The 17,448-nt window shown below is 42.3% G+C and carries 24 protein-coding genes; 9 read left to right on the top strand and 15 right to left on the bottom strand.

The genetic code is table 11. The features are described 5' to 3' along the window. Window positions 1–55: 55 nt before the first annotated feature. The 7 genes from CI957_RS04055 to hisS all read right to left on the bottom strand — a co-directional run bounded on the left by CI957_RS04055 (window position 56) and on the right by hisS (window position 5,113). Window positions 56–514 (bottom strand): 30S ribosomal protein S15, encoded by a 459-nt coding sequence (locus CI957_RS04055; RefSeq protein ID WP_128754262.1) that lies wholly within the window; start codon window positions 512–514, stop codon window positions 56–58. Window positions 515–668: 154 nt separating this feature from the next. Next, window positions 669–1,049, bottom strand: coding sequence for a GTP-binding protein (locus CI957_RS11210; RefSeq protein ID WP_123151335.1), 381 nt, complete (start codon window positions 1,047–1,049; stop codon window positions 669–671). A 53-nt stretch (window positions 1,050–1,102) separates the two neighbouring features. Then, entirely contained in the window at window positions 1,103–1,798 is a 696-nt protein-coding gene (locus tag CI957_RS04065; RefSeq protein ID WP_105459912.1) for a class I SAM-dependent methyltransferase, read from the bottom strand. 73 nt (window positions 1,799–1,871) lie between these two features. Beyond that, a complete protein-coding gene (locus tag CI957_RS04070; RefSeq protein ID WP_241645883.1) occupies window positions 1,872–2,969 on the bottom strand; it encodes a uroporphyrinogen decarboxylase family protein in 1,098 nt (365 codons plus the stop codon). Window positions 2,970–3,013: 44 nt separating this feature from the next. Beyond that, window positions 3,014–3,328, bottom strand: a complete 315-nt coding sequence (locus tag CI957_RS04075) for a DUF6951 family protein (protein WP_096711863.1) — start codon at window positions 3,326–3,328, stop codon at window positions 3,014–3,016. 109 nt (window positions 3,329–3,437) lie between these two features. After that, window positions 3,438–3,590 carry a uroporphyrinogen decarboxylase family protein gene (locus CI957_RS04080; RefSeq protein ID WP_241645886.1) on the bottom strand — a complete coding sequence of 51 codons (153 nt, stop codon included), beginning with the start codon at window positions 3,588–3,590 and terminating at the stop codon, window positions 3,438–3,440. 281 nt (window positions 3,591–3,871) lie between these two features. Beyond that, on the bottom strand, window positions 3,872–5,113 hold the full coding sequence (gene hisS, locus CI957_RS04085; RefSeq protein ID WP_128754263.1) for a histidine--tRNA ligase: 1,242 nt from the start codon (window positions 5,111–5,113) through the stop codon (window positions 3,872–3,874). 135 nt (window positions 5,114–5,248) lie between these two features. On the opposite strand from hisS, the gene CI957_RS04090 reads away from it, so the two are divergent. The 7 genes from CI957_RS04090 (at window position 5,249) to CI957_RS04120 (ending at window position 10,065) form a co-directional block, all read left to right on the top strand. Then, window positions 5,249–5,578 carry a pyrimidine dimer DNA glycosylase/endonuclease V gene (locus tag CI957_RS04090; protein WP_128754264.1) on the top strand — a complete coding sequence of 110 codons (330 nt, stop codon included), beginning with the start codon at window positions 5,249–5,251 and terminating at the stop codon, window positions 5,576–5,578. Window positions 5,579–5,633: 55 nt separating this feature from the next. Further along, window positions 5,634–6,743 (top strand): amidohydrolase family protein, encoded by a 1,110-nt coding sequence (locus tag CI957_RS04095; RefSeq protein ID WP_128754265.1) that lies wholly within the window; start codon window positions 5,634–5,636, stop codon window positions 6,741–6,743. Between the two features lie 27 nt (window positions 6,744–6,770). Further along, window positions 6,771–7,220 carry a universal stress protein gene (locus CI957_RS04100; RefSeq protein WP_128754266.1) on the top strand — a complete coding sequence of 150 codons (450 nt, stop codon included), beginning with the start codon at window positions 6,771–6,773 and terminating at the stop codon, window positions 7,218–7,220. Window positions 7,221–7,256: 36 nt separating this feature from the next. Beyond that, a complete protein-coding gene (locus CI957_RS04105; RefSeq protein ID WP_128754267.1) occupies window positions 7,257–8,114 on the top strand; it encodes a CBS domain-containing protein in 858 nt (285 codons plus the stop codon). 27 nt (window positions 8,115–8,141) lie between these two features. After that, the gene (locus tag CI957_RS04110; RefSeq protein WP_128754268.1) at window positions 8,142–8,822 is read left to right on the top strand and encodes a 2,5-diamino-6-(ribosylamino)-4(3H)-pyrimidinone 5'-phosphate reductase; all 681 of its coding nucleotides are present in this window, start codon (window positions 8,142–8,144) and stop codon (window positions 8,820–8,822) included. A gap of 79 nt (window positions 8,823–8,901) precedes the next feature. Continuing rightward, window positions 8,902–9,405 (top strand): co-chaperone YbbN, encoded by a 504-nt coding sequence (locus CI957_RS04115; protein WP_105459909.1) that lies wholly within the window; start codon window positions 8,902–8,904, stop codon window positions 9,403–9,405. Between the two features lie 18 nt (window positions 9,406–9,423). Beyond that, window positions 9,424–10,065 carry a cytochrome c biogenesis CcdA family protein gene (locus CI957_RS04120; protein WP_096711871.1) on the top strand — a complete coding sequence of 214 codons (642 nt, stop codon included), beginning with the start codon at window positions 9,424–9,426 and terminating at the stop codon, window positions 10,063–10,065. Here CI957_RS04120 and CI957_RS04125 read toward each other — a convergent pair whose 3' ends face one another. Genes CI957_RS04125 through cbiT form a run of 7 tightly spaced genes read right to left on the bottom strand, consistent with a single transcriptional unit; the run spans window position 10,066 to window position 14,309 of the window. Continuing rightward, window positions 10,066–10,779: a precorrin-8X methylmutase gene (locus CI957_RS04125; protein WP_096711872.1), complete on the bottom strand. Its 714-nt coding sequence runs from the start codon at window positions 10,777–10,779 to the stop codon at window positions 10,066–10,068. Further along, window positions 10,769–11,551, bottom strand: a complete 783-nt coding sequence (gene cobJ, locus CI957_RS04130; protein WP_096711873.1) for a precorrin-3B C(17)-methyltransferase — start codon at window positions 11,549–11,551, stop codon at window positions 10,769–10,771. Before cobJ ends, CI957_RS04125 begins: the two co-directional genes overlap by 11 nt. Continuing rightward, window positions 11,535–11,888 carry a cobalamin biosynthesis protein gene (locus CI957_RS04135; RefSeq protein WP_105459907.1) on the bottom strand — a complete coding sequence of 118 codons (354 nt, stop codon included), beginning with the start codon at window positions 11,886–11,888 and terminating at the stop codon, window positions 11,535–11,537. Before CI957_RS04135 ends, cobJ begins: the two co-directional genes overlap by 17 nt. Continuing rightward, entirely contained in the window at window positions 11,885–12,376 is a 492-nt protein-coding gene (locus CI957_RS04140) for a cobalamin biosynthesis protein CbiG (RefSeq protein WP_096711875.1), read from the bottom strand. Before CI957_RS04140 ends, CI957_RS04135 begins: the two co-directional genes overlap by 4 nt. 17 nt (window positions 12,377–12,393) lie before the next feature. After that, window positions 12,394–13,122: a cobalt-precorrin-4/precorrin-4 C(11)-methyltransferase gene (locus CI957_RS04145; protein WP_128754269.1), complete on the bottom strand. Its 729-nt coding sequence runs from the start codon at window positions 13,120–13,122 to the stop codon at window positions 12,394–12,396. Further along, window positions 13,123–13,740 carry a cobalt-factor II C(20)-methyltransferase gene (locus tag CI957_RS04150; protein ID WP_096711877.1) on the bottom strand — a complete coding sequence of 206 codons (618 nt, stop codon included), beginning with the start codon at window positions 13,738–13,740 and terminating at the stop codon, window positions 13,123–13,125. Next, window positions 13,734–14,309 (bottom strand): precorrin-6Y C5,15-methyltransferase (decarboxylating) subunit CbiT, encoded by a 576-nt coding sequence (gene cbiT / locus CI957_RS04155; protein WP_096711878.1) that lies wholly within the window; start codon window positions 14,307–14,309, stop codon window positions 13,734–13,736. Before cbiT ends, CI957_RS04150 begins: the two co-directional genes overlap by 7 nt. Before the next feature lie 82 nt (window positions 14,310–14,391). Between cbiT and CI957_RS04160 the strand changes: the two genes are divergently transcribed. Both CI957_RS04160 and CI957_RS04165 read left to right on the top strand, forming a co-directional pair. Then, a complete protein-coding gene (locus CI957_RS04160) occupies window positions 14,392–15,864 on the top strand; it encodes a cobyric acid synthase (RefSeq protein WP_096711879.1) in 1,473 nt (490 codons plus the stop codon). 150 nt (window positions 15,865–16,014) lie between these two features. Beyond that, window positions 16,015–16,833, top strand: coding sequence for a winged helix-turn-helix domain-containing protein (locus tag CI957_RS04165; protein ID WP_096711880.1), 819 nt, complete (start codon window positions 16,015–16,017; stop codon window positions 16,831–16,833). Between the two features lie 5 nt (window positions 16,834–16,838). Here CI957_RS04165 and CI957_RS04170 read toward each other — a convergent pair whose 3' ends face one another. Then, window positions 16,839–17,258, bottom strand: coding sequence for a PleD family two-component system response regulator (locus CI957_RS04170; RefSeq protein ID WP_096711881.1), 420 nt, complete (start codon window positions 17,256–17,258; stop codon window positions 16,839–16,841). Window positions 17,259–17,448 lie beyond the last annotated feature (190 nt).

A 17,448-nucleotide genomic window follows, 5' to 3' on the forward strand; every position in this document is an offset into this window, starting at 1 on the left:
GATACAGCAGGAAAAAACTAAATTAAAAAAGTTGGGGAATTGTACAAATTCCCGTTTACTTAGTAATAAGCATTTCTGCAGTTTCTGGTTTATATTTCCATTCGGCTGGAAGGACTTTGTTTGCCTTATAATATTTAACCAGTCTGCGAATTTTGGATTCGGTAAGCTGAAGAGGACGTTTGTTATGTACATCTTTGTTATTGGCTGCAACATGTTTTCTCAGACCAATAGCTTTTACGATAAGATTGTACAGATCTTCAGGAACACCAGCTGCTACTTCATTCTCTTTCAGGATAGCGGTGAGCTTCTTTCCTGTAGCGAGTTTGACATCAGGAACTCCATAATTATCTCTCAACTTCATTCCGATGACACTGGTGGGGTTGCCTTGTTTCCACAAGTCAAGAACCACCTTTTCGATTTCTTCTGCATCCTGCAAAGACCATGCGGGTACTTCTGTACGAATGGGTTTTGTGGACCCTGCCTGGCCTTTTCTGCGAGTGTGCATTTTTGCCATTATGATTACTCCTTATTATTTTGATTTGAATTTAAAGTGGCGATAAAGTTACAGGTATGAACATTGGGAGATTCCCTGTATTGGCGAAGTGGTGCTAATTAAAGGCACATGGGTTATATATTTTGTGCCATTACGGCTGTATGCATGGAGATTATCAAATATTCACAGTCCACTTTATGTTCTTATGCACCCTTTCACATCTTGCCTTTTTTGAATATACTTCCTCGAATCCTCCATCCTCTATGTTTTTACTTCTCAGGTGCATCTTACCTGCCAGCTCATCGATGAACTGTGAGAAGCCCTCATCCAACATCTTTGCCGAAAATTCAAAGATCCTGGCATCAGGGTTGATGGTCTTAAGAAGTTGCCTGACAGATATCAAATATTCATGATCAGCGATGTCCACCTTGTTCAGGCACAGTATAACGGACTCCTCGATCTGTGTAATTACAAACTTCGAGAGATTGTCGATCTCATATCCAAAGCTGCTGGCATCCACAACATGTACGATAGGATCAAACGACAGGTCAGGGATATTCTATGGGTATAGTCCCAATTAGATATTTTCCGCGATACTCTCATTTACAATCATATCAATTTTTTTATTGCTTTTTTTCTAAGGGCGATCTTGAAAAGTTTTTTTGGAAGCTGCCCTTCTTCAAATTCCTCTACATCAACGATATCATACCCTTGCGAAATGTGCTCCACCTTCTCCCTGCTCAGGAAATGGACAATGAATCCACCCTTTATCTGCCACATGTCCTCTCCCCTGTGAACTCCTGTTCGATATTGAGGATCGCCTGTGTGTCGTGTAGTGAATATGTTCAGACCCCTAGGTTTCAGAACCCTCATGATTTCTTTTGAAATGAATACAAGTTCAGATGTTTTTAGGGGCATACAGTAGAGCATATGAGAAAAACAGGCATCGAAAGACCCATCATCGAAAGGCAGAGATTCCCTGACATTATGCTGCAAGGCTGTTATCGATCCAGATAGTCCCATATCCCGGGACCTCTGATCTATACATTCAATCCCCTGTCTGGAGTAATCAAGAGAATATACCTCGAAACCATTATTTGCAAAGAACAAAGTGTCCCTTCCCTGACCTGCCCCCAGTTCAAGGATTTTTGTTCTACCCTCTTCCTTGAAGAGTTCTGCTGCTTTCATGGCAGGACCACTGCATCTTTCACCGAACATCGAATTGTTCTTTAAAAATACATTTTCCCAATGACACTGCTGCTTATTCAATATTTCTTCGTCCATACATGCTATTTTCTGATTCATGGGACCACTTCTCCAATAAGGTTCAATTCATTTCGAGACAGGATTTGAAGATAGATCGTCCGTATGACCCTGCTCACAAACGAGGACTTATCGATCTCCAGAGGGTTTCCATTTCCTCGATCGGTGTGCTAAGAGGGATCTCACAGCCTGTCGAGAGAATAAAACCCTTTTCTGGAGCACAGTCCATACAACTTTTTACCTCGTGCTCAATATCATCTAAAGAATCCCTGCAGAAAACATTGGGATTGATGTTACCCATAAGGCAGATACCATGTTTTTCAAGTTCCTTAAAACAATATCTTGGGCTGCATCCGGCCTTCTTATGGATCTTTGTACATTCGATACCATACTTCTTGCCCAGAGTGTTAACATCCCCGAAAGCGAAGTTCAGGGCATCTGGTCTTAAAGATGCTTCCATATCATGGAAGGCATGTTCAGCACAATTATGGGAGATTACATAAATGCCATTATTCTGGATATGTGCATAGAGCTGTTTTGTATAAGGGAGCATGAATTCCTCAGCCATATCTGGACTAAAAAGGTCTGCAGTGTTCCCCCCATTCTCAACGAAGATGCCGTCAACCCCTTCTTCAATAAGCCGGTCAGCATACAGGATACAGCTTTGTGTGAGTCTTTCAAGTAACTCATGAACATTCTCTTTTTCAGTGAGCATTTCTATGTAAAGACTGCTGGCTTCAAGTAACTGAGAAGCAAGCATCAAAGGGGAAAGCATGGCACCTGTGATAAAGACCTCGTCCTTGAGCTCCTTTTTGAGTATCCCTACTGAATGTACAACCGTATCGATCCTGTGGGACTTTTCAATATCAAGGGGATTAATCCGATCATATTCACTTGCAGAGCTTAGTGGATACCCGGCTATCGTAGGATACCGGTTATCCTTGATGTTCAGCCGGGTGCCAAGTGCTTCTGCCTCAACAAGCAGACATCCCCAGGGAGACATAACATTGTCATGATGGTACATCTGCCTTGCAAGTATCTGCGCCCTGGCTATTCCCTCTGCAGAATAATAGACGTCGATCATGCTGGCATTCATACACTTCAGGACATTGTTGCCTGCTCCGAACCAGAGATACCCATAGGGCATCCTATCTACATCCTTCATCTCAAGAGCATTAACAAACCGCTCTTTAGATGTCATTTCTTCTGACAATATATCACCCCCGAATCATCTGTATTGATTCTCTATTCCAAAGATCATTCAAACTCTATACGAACATCCCCTGTCTTATGGACCAAAGATTTCGACATCATGCCTGCTTCCAGACAGCACACATGGAGGACAGCACAGGGAACAAGGCATGTAACACTGCATTTTGCTTCCTGGGCCTTTTGCATGACACAGTTGTCCTTTATATCGAACAGGTCCATCATAGGAACTTCCAGATGGGACATCTTCTTGACCTTTTCACAGGGTGTGTCTATATCGATGATGATCTTGTCACCATCCAATTTCCCATTTATTTTATGCGTAAAATCACATACATTCGAATATACAGTTATTTCTGTCATTTGCTTTCCTCCTCACAAATAGAGCAATAGAATTTCATAAAAACTGCTATTATTAATGGCCACAAATTGTTGTAATTGGGTTGTTTGTCTATATTTTTGATGGGATTTTTTACCTTTTTGCAGGATGGGATTTTTTGGCATAGTACTCATCTCTTGCTCGAACAAGTGCCTTTACATTCTCAAAAGGAGTTTTAGGATTTATTCCACTTCCTGGAGAAAGCACATCGATTTCATCTGAAAGACATTTTTTAGTAAGAAACAAATGTTTTTATACACATTTGTCCATACATAGAATTCAGTTATATAGTAAACAGTGTGAAAAATAGCTTGGGACTCCATGCTATTTATTATTTTGCTTTTTACTATTGGTTTTGCAGGAGTGCTTAATTGATTACCATTCCTCTGTTTCTATGAATTACAGGTTTCCCATAAGATAATTTGCAGTATTTACAACTCATGATACTATACTTCTAAATTAATGGAATTAGTATTATTGATACAATACATAATCTGCATTGGCTATCACATATTAGGTGATATCCGTTACCATCCACTTTTGAGAATATGCTCCCTGGCATCTTCAACAGTCAACTGGTGTTGTTCACCTGATTCCATATCCTTCAGGGTAACCTTGCCGGCCTCCATTTCCCTCTTGCCCACTATCACTACATATCGGGCACCAATGTTATTGGCATGAGACAGCTGGCCCTTGAAGTTTCGCTGCATTATATCGAGATATACCGGCACATCCCTACGTAATTCGCGCGCAATCCCTATTGCATCCAGCCGGGTGTCATCTGTTGCCACAAGCACAACTTCCCTTTTTTGCTCAGGTTCAAGTTCGCATATCTCCATTATACGATCAAAACCAAGTCCAAATCCGGTTGAAGGAACATCTCCTCCCCCGAAAAGCTGTATCAACTGGTAGGAGCCACCCCCACATATCTGGTTCTGGGCACCAAGATTGCTGGCATATATCTCAAAAACCATACCAGTGTAATAATCAAGGCCCCTGGCAATACCAAAGTCCACAGAATATTTCACATTATAGGCATCCAGGATTTGTGTCAGTTCTTCAAAAATCTGGAGTTCTTCAATATCCCCTACAATTTGCCTTGCCTTTTCTATTGCATCGTCTCCGGTGATACTGACAAGTTCAAACAGCTCATTGCGAAGCTCTATTGATGCATTGATTTGTTCAAGATAATTATCAAGTCCGGTATCGTCCTTTTTATCCACAAATCTCATTATTTTTGTCTGCTGTTCTGCCTCGAGTTCTTTTAGAATATGACGGATAATCCCCAGATGTCCTACATGCAGGTCTCCCTTGATCCCTACAGATTCGATCATTTCTTCTGCAAGAGCTATTACTTCGGCATCAGCGTCAGGACGGCTGCTGCCAATAGTCTCAACCCCAAATTGCCAGAATTCCCTGAAACGTCCCTTTTGGGGCCTCTCATAACGGAAGCAATTTTCGAAATAGAAAAGTTTTAGCGGACGGGGGGTTGCCTGCATTTCGTTCACATACATACGCATGACAGGTGCCGTAAGTTCCGGACGCAGGGCAAGCTCCCTGCCACCCTTATCAAAAAAATTGTAAATCTCCCCTGTGACTCCTTCTCCGGATTTGAGGGTGAATAGTTCGAGATTTTCAAAAGTGGGAGTGATTATTTCGTGATATCCCCATCTGGAAACTACGTCTCTCATCCTGTTTTCAACAAAACGTCTCAATCGCGTATTCTCAGGAAGGAAATCTCTTGTTCCTCTTGGTCTGCTGATTTTCATCGTATCTAACCTGATATGAATTAATGATTGTAATTGAAGATTCAGTAGGTTACATCATTGTTAAATATATTTTTTGTTTTGATGCCTGAATCACAGATTGTTAATTTCAAATAAGAATAAATCAATCTATATTACATGAGGATATGGGATTTACCACCATCCGACCTTTGCAGACAGCATCTGCTTGGAGAACACAGGGAATTGCATGCTCTCTGGTCCATTATCACTAAAAATAAAAAGGTTTATTCCAATCATCCTGAAACTCTTCGCTGGAAAGGTAAATTACACGCCCTCTACCTGCGCCATGAAAATATTGTTAGTGAAATGAAGAAGCGGGAGTATAACCACCACAGTCCCCTTGAACCTACCCTTGCGACAGGGGGATCCAGGCAGGACACTCTTATAACATCCATCGATGAGCAAAAAGACGCTCTCAGGAAAAAAGGTTGTAACTGCAAAATTTAAATAGGATATATCCAGCGTTAATTTTATAATTATTAATACATATGCATACAGGATTATGTCCCCAATGACCCGTGAACAGATTATTTATGGTAACATCCTCTATGGGGATGATCTGTCTTTGGTGAAAGGTTATGTATGTATCCGGGATGGTATAATACATGAAGTATGTGAGGAGCAGACATCTTCTGAAAATATTATTGCTCCCTGTTTTACCAACTGTCACACCCATATAGGGGACTCGGTTTGTAAAGACCCCTGCATAGGCCTGCCTGAGGATTTTGTGATACAAAGGGACCTGAACAGTCTGGTCAGGCCACCGGATGGCTTAAAACACCGCATTCTTGCAAAAACTTCTGACAGGGAACTTATAGAATACATGAAATTTTCCATCAGGGACATGCTTGCCACAGGAACCACCAGTTTTGCAGATTTCCGGGAGGGAGGAAACAGGGGCGTGCTGGCACTGAAAGATGCATTAAAAGATATGGATATTGATTCCAGGATATTTGCAAGACCCGACAGCAGGGAGTTCAATATGCCTGTGCAGGAGGGGGTATCCCTACTTCTTTCCCAGGCCGATGGTATAGGTATGAGCGGTGCACATGATGTGGATTTGAATCTACTGGCACAGATTGCAGATACCTGTCACAAATCCAGAAGTCCTTTTTGCATACATGCCGGTGAAAAATCCCACCACGATATTAAAGATGCCCTATCCCTGCAGCCTGATATGCTTGTCCATCTGACACAGGCAGTACAGTCAGACCTCAAAAACGTTGCCGATGCATCGATTCCGGTAGTTGTCTGTCCCAGGTCCAATTTCCTTACAGGAGTGGGGATGGCACCTGTTGCTGAAATGTTGAAAGCCGGTATAAATGTGGGCGTAGGTACTGACAATGTTATGCTGAATTCTGTAAATATGTTCTCTGAGATGGAGTTCCTTTCAAAGGTTTATGGACTTGAGGATAGACAAGTATTTAAAATGTGCACACTTAATGGGGCATCAATATTGGAGATGGAGGGAAAGGGCCCTCTACGGGAAGGATATAAGGCAAACCTGATGGTATTGGATGGCACGTCAAATAATCTTAAAGGAATACAGGATGTATTAAGTGGTCTTGTTCGTCGGGCAAGACCGGACGATATCTTATCAATAATCCATTAATCTATTCATTTATTCGAGAGATCAAATATGGCAAGTGAAATCTACAAAAAAATACTGATCGCTACCGATGGTTCCACAGAGAACAAAAAAGCGATCTCTTATGGAATTGAACTGGCAAAACTCAGTGGGGCCAGAGTATACGTGACATATGTTGTGGATACCGCATCATTTGATTCCATTCCCATGGATGGCGGATGGGAAATGATGTATGAACTTCTTGAAAAGGAAGGAAAGGAAATAACCGATAAAGTGATAGCTGACACCGGCGAGAATATTGAAATAGAATCAAAATTGCTTGAAGGTCATCCGGGTCACGAGATAATTGATTTTGCTGAAAACAATGGAATTGACCTTATAGTCATGGGTACCCATGGTAAAAGTGGACTTGACAGATTCCTTCTTGGAAGCGTTGCAGAAAAGGTCACCCGTAACTCACATGTCCCCGTTATGGTAGTAAGGGGAAATGAAGAGGAATAAAAAAACTATTGAAAATTTTATTGAGGTTCCTAGAAAATGCCAAAAAAAACCCTTATTAAGGATATCATGGTGACTGATGTCGCCGCAGCCACTCTGCCCGGTTCACGCGATGAGGTTCTGAGTATCCTGAAAGATAAAAAAGTATCCGGTGTACCGGTGCTCAAAGACAATCGGGTTGTTGGTATCGTAAGTAGAAGCAATCTTCTGAGTAATCCTGAAGAAGAACAGATTGCTTTGCTCATGACACGTAATCCTATAAAGATCAAACCTGAAGATAACATCAAAAAAGCCGCGCAATACCTGATGGAATATGGTTTCAGAAGGTTGCCGGTTGTGGATGATGACGATAAGCTTGAAGGTATGATAACAGTTGCCGATATTGTTGCAAGTATGGCCTCCCTGCAACTCGATGACCCAATAAGTAAATATCTGGGCAGGAAAGGTATTGGTCCGGTATGGTCTGAAACACCTTTGCCCTTAGTTGCCAGGAACATGGAACTTGCACATATAAAAGCAGTTCCAGTACTTGATTCTGAACTTGATCTTGTAGGTATAATATCTGACCGTGACATCATCAGTGCAAGTGTCATAGAAGATTCTCTTGAAATGTCTGATATGTCTGCTGGTTCTGGCGATGACGAATGGACCTGGGAATCCATGCGCGATACTCTCAGCATATATTATAGCGTATCCAGAATAAAAGTTCCGGACGTGCCTGTAAAAGAAGTGATGGTTACCGATCTGATCAAGGCATCCAGCAATATGAGTGTTAGTGAATGTGCTCTCAAGATGAAAAGAAACAGGGTAGATCAGGTTCCTGTAGTGGATGCAAACGGTGCATTCATTGGCCTGCTGAGAGACCGTTACCTCATGAAAGCACTTATTGATAGCTGATCTTATAATTGAAACTGAAGGGATTTCATGCCCACTCCCTTTACATTTATAAATTCTGCAATGTCCATTGACGGGAAAATATCCACCCGACAGCGGCGTCAGGTAAGGATATCAGGGGATGTGGATTTTGAAAGAATGGACGAATTACGAGCAAGTTCTGATGCAGTAATGGTAGGAATTGGAACTGTTCTTGCTGATGATCCCAGCCTTACTGTCAAATCCGATGAAAAGCGGGCTAAAAGGCTTGCAAATGGACTTGATGAAAATCCCGTACGAATCGTGGTGGACAGCAAGGCACGTATTCCAACAGATGCTGATATATTCAGGAAGGGTGCTGGTAAAAGAATAATTGCAGTTTCTGAAAGTGCAGCTTTTGACAGGGTCGAATCACTGAGAAAAAAGGCTATGGTCATAATGATTGGCGGAGATCAGGTGGATCTTCCTGAATTGTTATCCATACTTGATGAAATGGGCATACACCGGCTTATGGTTGAAGGTGGCGCCAGCCTTAACTGGGGACTTGTAAAAAACGGGCTTGTGGACGAAATATATTCCTTTATAGGAAATCTCATAATAGGAGGGGCAACCGCTCCTACTCTTATTGACGGTGATGGGTTTGGTGAAGCCGACATGCCGGTATGTTCTCTTATAGGTGCTGAAAAGATGGAGGAAGGAGTACTGTTGAAGTGGAAACTTAAAAATGCCTGATTTTTTACATCCGGGTTTTGTATATATTTGGGGATACCATGCATAATACTTATATTTTAATATACCACTCTTTTAGTGGATGATAGCGGGTAACAGAATTACGTACGGATTTGTGCTGATTGTGATGCTATTGGCATTTGTGACTACCGGCTGTACAGCTCCCGAAGTTAACCAGCAACAGGAAACCATTGTACAGGAGTCGAACATTAAGGATATCGAGCAACTGAACACCTTATTGGAAAAGGAACCTGTGCTCATCAAATTCGGTTCACCTACCTGCGCCCCCTGTAGGGACCAGGATTTCATTCTGGATATTATTGCAGATGATTATAAGGGAAAGGCCTCTGTGATCATGGTGAACATTAATGAAGAGCCTCGTGTAGCCTCTTTCTTCGAAGTGTATTCAATACCCGACATGAGTGTCATTGCAGGAATTAAGGATGACAGGTATCTGTTCATGGGACCTGAGGGCAATGTTTCTTTTGACCGGAGATCCACACGTTATGTGGGGCTGACAGACGACAATACCCTCCGGCAGGCACTGGACAATGCTATCGCCTACAGGCAGAATAATACATCATGATATAAAGGCGGGATACAAATGGTTGCCGACACCATAACTCCCATTGCGATCTTTGTTGCAGGTATTGCTAGCATTGCTTCTCCCTGCGTATTTCCCCTGCTGCCTGCCCTATTCGCCTCCTCAACAGGCCGGGGTCGTTTCAGGCCCCTTTCCATTGTTTTGGGATTATGCATATCCTTTGTATCGATGGGAATTGTAACTTCTGCATTTGGTTATGCTCTGCACGACTACCTGGCCTACCTTAACATCCTGGCTGCTGCTGTCATTATAGGTTTTGGTATCGTTATGGTCAGCAATGTGGAAATATTCAATATCTTTTCAAAAGTTCCCGTACCTGCCAGCGCAAATCGGGGATTAAGCGGCGGATTGCTCCTGGGCCTGTCTCTTGGGGTTGTGTGGCTTCCCTGTATCGGCCCGATTCTCGGCGCAGTGCTCACCAGGATAGCTGTTGAAGGGAATATATACTACGGAGCAGCGATGCTTTCCATTTATTCCCTGGGCTTTGCGATACCGATGTTATTGGTTGCCTATTCCGCCCATTTTACGGGTAATTATGGCAATGTTGCAAAATATCAGAATTATATAAAAAAAGGAGCTGGATTGGTGCTGATTATCGCAGGTATCTGGATGCTCAGCATCAACCCTTTTGTGACCTTCTGATCAGTCACAGGTTTCTTCATCTCTTTTGATCGCCACAATTTCATTGACACAGGCTACAGCTATAGGTGTCCCGCCCCGCGTACCTACACAGGTTATTGAAGGAATGTCCCGTTTGCGAACCTCCTCCTTGGATTCAGCGGAATTGACAAATCCTACAGGCGTTCCAATCACAAGAGCGGGTTTTATCCCATGGTCAATCATCCGGCATACTGCAAATGCAGCGGAAGGGGCGTTTCCTATGGCTACAATTGCTCCTTCAAGCCTGTCACGGCAATTCAAAAATCCGGCTGCTGTTCTTGTAATACCATATTTGTGAGCAATTTCTGCATCCTTATCCTCATCAAGGACACAGATTACCGGGCAATCATGCCCCTTTTTGGTAATACCGGCTTTAACCATATTGATGTCGACAAAAATGGGAGCACCGTTTTTGATAGCTTCTACTCCTGCTTTTATTGGGTCATTCGTAAAGCGCATTATTTCGGCAACTTCAGGATCGCCTGTGGATATCATGCATCTCTGCCTGACACGTCCCTGAGGAGAATCATCTCCAACCAGTTTGCTGGCAATACGCCTGCTGGTCATGTAAATGGCTTTTGCTTCTTCTGTCTGGGCGCCCATATCCCTGCACATTTCCACGAGTTCAGGTTCTGCTTCCATTGTGATTTCCACAAGTTTGTCGAGTTCCAGACTGTTTTGTTCTTCAGTAGTCATATTTTCTCTGATACCCCCTGGGGGTTATTATCTTTTCCATGCCCTTTTTGCCCCATATACGGGATTCAGGGGTTGTGACCAATATCATGGTCCTCATATCCACCCAGTCGTCATAATCCAGCACCTTGCCAAGGGTTGTTACCTTCATTTCCTGGGAATCCCCTCGCAGTGCATTCTTCACAAGGCCCACAGGAGATGATCCATCCCTTGTTTTTTGTATTATTTCAATGGCCCGCCGGAAGTTGGAATTACGTTGTCTGCTCTTCGGGTTGTAGAGAGATATGATAAAATCCGCCTCTGAAGCAGCCCTGAGCCTTTTTTCTATACGTTCCCATGGAGTTAACAGGTCACTGAGGCTTATCACTGCAAAATCATTGACAATAGGTGCACCCAGTACGCTTGCTCCTGCTGTGATGGCGGTAACGCCAGGCAGGACTTCGATATCCACATCCAGTTCATAATGTTCGGCAACTTCCAGCACAAGACCGGCCATGCCATATACATTGGCATCCCCACCACTTACCATTGAGACAACATTGTTCTCTGCAAGTTCCACTGCCTTTTTGGCACGGTCAACTTCCTTTCCCATATGACTCCTGATAATTTCCTGGTCATTGAGGAGTTCCTTGACCTGATCAAGATATGTGCCATTACCAATTATGTAGTCAGAATTCAGGATGGCATCCCTGGATGCAATGGTAAGTTGTTCCACCGAACCGGGCCCAATCCCGATTACATAGAGTTTTCCTTTTTTATCATTCTGCGATTGCAATTGTTATCCTTCCATATACTTTCTTTTTCATTATCAGATTCTTGTTAGTAGAAAGTGCAAGTGCACAGGGTTCTGCCACACCTTTAAGTCCAAATCTTGATGCCCTTGATATAGAAGGTACATCTATTTCGTTAATCCTGGAGTGGGACAGGAAGTGAATTGGCACACCTATAGTTTCAGCTGCACTTTTAAGTCCCTGTTCATCTTTTTTAAGTTCGGCTGAGGCCAGTGCTTCGATATCTTCCTTTCTGGTATTTGTTGTTTCCAGTGCCTGTGCGATGGCTTCGAGGACTTCTTCCTTGTGGATTCCCCTGCGTGCACCGATTCCTATAATCATGTGTCTTCCTGTTCACTTTTAAGTACGGACACATCATTGTCCACGATCACAATTTTTGGTCCCTTTATTTTCAAAACCTCGACATCCTGCTCCAGCAGTGCACAATTCACATCCTTTGTGGATTCCTTGTTCACTATGTCGCATCCCATTTTTTTGGCAATACCCTCGACAGAGTTGCGATTATGGACTTCAGTTGCCGTTGTTATCACGGGTGTCGCACCAATTTCAGCAATCTTTCGGACCAGTTCATTGCCTCCATGGTGCCCACCCAGGACAGGGATTGCAAAATTGAGATTCGAATCCACCACAACAACCGCCGGATCTGTCCACTTATCTTTAATGAGAGGAGCGATGTCCCGGACAACTATACCTGTAGCAAACACAGCAATTATCCGGTCATATTTTTCAAAGGCTTCCTTGAAAATATCCTTGCTATAGATAAGCAGGTCTGCTCCCACATGTTCTGCTATTTGGCGGGCCACATCCATATTACGATTGAAAGTTATTACAGCGGTGGCTGGTGTACTCCGTATAGGTGTGACCTCCTGTAATTTTTCGGATCCACCACACCTCCGATAATAATCATGGCAGAGCGCTGGATTCCTTCTTTTTTGACCTTTTGGGCAATTGTTTCCACGTTTCCGTAGATTACCTGTTCATCATCCCAGGATGCATGGTAAATTACAGCAACCGGAGTGTCTGAAGGACATTCCAGTTTTTCCATGATCTGTTCAATCTTCTGGGTCCCCAAAAAGATTGCCATCGTTTCACCATGTCTGGAAAGGGCAGGAATTTTATCTTCCCCAAGTGTTTTGCCTGCGGGACGGGTTATTATAAGGGAATCGGAAACACCGTTTAATGTCAGCTGGGTGTTAAGAGATGAAGCAACTGCAAAAACAGAGGATACTCCGGGTACCCTTTCGACTTCAATATCGTATTTTTTCAATTCTTCCATCTGTTCGATGATAGAACCATAAAGGGATGGATCTCCACTGTGAAGCCGGACAACTTTCTTGCCTTCATTAAGTGCATCCACCATCACTTTGGTAGTCTCTTCAAGGGTCATTCCATAGCTGTCTATCTTTTTGCCTTTTGAATATTCGAGCACTTCAGGATTTACCAGTGAACCGGTATATACCACAATATCGGCCTCTTCCAGTTTTTCCTTACCAAGTACGGTGATCAATTTGGCGTTTCCCGGACCAGCACCGACAAAAGCGATTTTGTCATCCATTTATTTACCCCCTTTTTCTGCATAGAGAATACTGAAGTAATTACCTTTCCCGGGAATGTTCTCCTTGCCCTTTATAATCCTTTCCCGATCCAGGAACAGCCTTTCAGCAAATATGAAATTATCATATCCTTCTTCTGCCAGATTACGGATTATGTCCTGTGTATGTTTTGCCTTCAGTACAATCTTTGATTTTTTGTCAGAACCATCCGATACTTCAAAAGAGGAATCGATTTCTGAATCGGTACGTGAGGCAAAAGAAGTAATTGAACTGATACCAGGCACTGTTGCAGTTTCAACGTCCGGATAGTATTTACGCATGACTCTCTTTAAATGTGTAAATGTTGAGAAAAAGTTAGGATCGCCGATCAGACCGAATACAACAGTTCCATTTCTTGCTTCATTGGCAATGATGTCAGCATTCTTTTTCCATATTTCATTTAGCACATCATAATCACGCAACATCGGAAAATCCAGTATTTCCGAATCAGTATATGGTTTAACCAGTTCCTCTGCCATTTTGCCAGGCACGTACACCTTGTCACTGTCCTTAAGGACGTTTACAGCTTTAAGCGTGAGAAGATCCGGGTCACCCGGTCCAAGTCCTACTCCTATCAACATTTTTTATCACCTTGAATGTTACTGTATTTTCCGGATATCATATACACGGGATTTTCTGGTTTAAACATGGTTTCCCCGGTAATTGGATATCCTCTTGATATTGATATATTAGTAATAGTGTCAAAAATTCCAAGTTCTTTCATTTGGTTTATTACAGAAACCACAGTTTCAATCCTTACTGCATTGACGATGATGCTTCCTGCTTCATGTTTTACAAGAGATTTGAGAATAGCACCAATATTCTTTGTACCGCCTACAAAGGCACAATCAATTTTTTTTTCGGGAGGAAGTTGTTCAAGAACTTCTGATGACTCACCGTGTATGAGCTTTACACAATCGAGTCCGAAATTCTTGAAATTCTTTTCTGCAACTTCAATGGCTTCCTGACGCGCATCAATGGCAGTGAATTTTATATTCCTTGCCAACTTTGATGCAGCAATGGAAACTGCACCTGTACCACATCCTATATCATAAAAGGTGCACCCTTCACTCAAGTCAAGTTTAGATAATGATACAGCTATTATTTCGGGTTTCGTAGGCCCGCCGCTTATATGTAGTAGCTCAGACATTGTTTTCCCAAGTAAAGTTTATTGGAATTGATTGGATATTGTACCTATACAATATCACTAGCTACATAAAAGGTTGTTGTAAATGGAAGGAGATGGTATTCCCAAAAGTGTACTTGTTCTGGGTACAGCGTCGCATGTAGGCAAAAGTGCGATAGTCACCGGGCTTTGCAGGATATTTTCCCGCAAATACACGGTTGCCCCGTTTAAGGCGCAGAACATGAGCCTGAATTCGTGGATCACAACGGATGGCAAGGAAATAGGAATCGCACAGGCAATACAGGCAATGGCTGCAGGTGTTGAACCCACAGCTGAGATGAACCCCGTGCTTCTGAAACCAAAAGGTGACAGGGTTTCACAGGTCATACTTATGGGCAAACCTTATGCCGACAAAAGTGCAGGTGCCTACTACGATTCAATAGAAGAAACTCATGGTGTACTTCGCCAGGCACTTGAAACACTGGGGAACGATTATGAAGTAATCGTTATGGAAGGTGCAGGCGGAGCGGCTGAAATAAATCTTTATGAAAGGGATATTGTAAACCTGGGTACTGCAAGGATTACCAATGCGCCAATAATACTTGTCGGGGACATCGAAAGAGGGGGGGTATTTGCAAGTCTTTATGGTACTATCCAGCTTCTGCCTGAAGATGTCAGGCAAAATGTCAGGGGAATGATAATTAATAAATTCAGGGGAGACCCCGCCATACTCCAGGCTGGTGTGGATGAGCTGGAACAGATTACCGGCATTCCTGTACTGGGTGTCATGCCCTATTCAAAACTTGGAATCCCTTCCGAGGATTCGGTGTCCATCGGGGACAAGTCATCTCCATCAGGAATGTATGATGTCGATGTGGCTGTAATCCGGCTTCCCAGAATTTCCAATTTTACAGATTTTGAACCCCTGGAACGCCTTGTAAATATACGCTATGTGAATCTGGATGATAAATTAGGCACGCCTGATGCCGTGATTATTCCCGGTACTAAGAACACCATAAGTGATTTGCAGGATTTGTTTGATAGTGGCATGGCTGAAAAGATCCAATCCCTGTACAGGAAGGTACCTATCCTGGGCATTTGTGGTGGCTACCAGATGCTGGGTAAACAAATCGAAGATGCGGCAATTGAGGGTGAAGCAGATGCTACCTATGAAGGACTTGGCCTGCTGGATATTCATACCATATTTGATGCATATAAGAAAAAAACCGTTCAGGTGACAAAGAAAGTAAACAGGGCAAGTCCTCTTTTTGATTCAATAGAAGGCGAAAACATCTGCGGTTATGAAATTCACATGGGAGATACTGGTTCAAATACTCCGGTATTTGGTGACGATGGTTGCGTTGATGAAAGCGGAATGGTAGTGGGAACCTATCTACATGGTTTGTTTTCCAATGCCAACATAAGGAAAGCCTTTGTTTCCTATCTTCTGGAGAAAAAGGGAATCGAGTACAATGAAGAAGATCTCGAAGATGACCCTTACGAAGAATTGGCACAGATAATGGAAGAATACCTGGATATCGGGACAATATATTCTATTCTGGGCCTGAAAGAGAATTGAAGGTGGATATACAAAGGACGCTTTTGGTTTGCCATATTCTTTTTTTTTTGGATTTGTCTATGAAAAGCGGCTGCTATATCCAAAATTATCCAATATGAAATTATTAAATAGATTAAATGCCACTGTCTTCCAGAAAGAGAGTGAGATCGGATGGATATACTCGATATATATGAGGATGTAAAAAAGGATGTGCAGGCTATCTACAGGTCAAGGTTGCAGGCACAGATGCTTTTGTCACTCTATGATGAAGACAACAACACACTGGCTAAACTACGTGAAGTGACAGGAAGTACTTCGCAGGCCCTGCTGCCAAAGATAAGAATTCTTGAATCCAATAAGTTGATAGAAAGTGTAGAACATGAATACAGGCTAACACCCCTGGGTAAAATTGTAGCCTCCAGAGTTGCAGATTCTGTCATGACCATGGGTACTGTATTGGAACATAAAGAATTCTGGAAGTCCCATTATATGGAGGCTATACCACAACCCTTACTCGAATCCATAGGTAGTCTTTATGATTCGAAGATTGTCAGTGATACTAATGTGGAAATTTTCAATGTGTACCACCACTTTCTGGATATGATCAAAAAAGCAGATCATATATATGGAATAACTGCAATTATGAGTTCAGGACATGCTGATATTCTTGGAGAAAAGATACAGGAAGGCATCCCCGTAAAATTAATAGTCACAAAAAGTGTAGTTGAGGAATTAAGACAACAACCCTACATTGAGCAAATTCACCAGCTTCAGAAATTGCCCAATTTTCAGGTATTTATGGTCGATAACGATATAAATCTCGGTTTTACTGTCACTGATAAATGTCTTTCTCTAGGTTTGTACAAGAGTGATGGAGTTACATATGATACTACAACAGACCTTTTCAGTTATGATGAAAATGCCATCAAATGGGGTGAAAATTTGTTTGAGTACTATCTGCACGATGCAGTTGAATTGGATTTGATCTAACTGTATTAACTTTGTAGTATAGACCTGTTGGCAGGATCCCTGCATTCAGCTTTTTTTTTAAGCAGAGTCTCCTGTACCTTTGTTTCAAGTTCACAGGGATGGATTGGTTTTTTCAGGTACTCATCTGCCCCGGCCTGTAGTCCTTTTTTAATATCAGAACTATCAGAAAGAGCTGAATACATAAAAACCGGAATGTTTTGAGTAGAGGAATTCTGCTTAATCTCCCTGCATAGCTCATAACCATTCATCTGAGGCATCATAACGTCAAGTATAATTAGATCAGGATGTTCAGTTTTTGCTATCTCAAGTCCCTCTAATGGAGAAAGAGATGACATTGTCTTGAAATTTTCAAGAAAAATTTCCAGCAATTCGATTATATCGGGTTCGTCATCGATTATCAAAATTCTGGGATCTTCTTTTAGCATGTTTTCTACACACCTGTCGTTTTTGAAGGGACCTCCGGAAGTTTACATAATGTAAATCTCCCGGATGAACTTTGACCTGTAATATACAATATAAGCTGAGAAGTATACATATATTATTATGAATAAGATTAACCAAATCGATGAATATTAAGAACCGCAACTAACGTTTACCTCTATTATAAACATTGCA

The organism is Methanohalophilus sp. WG1-DM, assembly GCF_004104135.1.
Taxonomy (GTDB): domain Archaea; phylum Halobacteriota; class Methanosarcinia; order Methanosarcinales; family Methanosarcinaceae; genus Methanohalophilus; species Methanohalophilus euhalobius.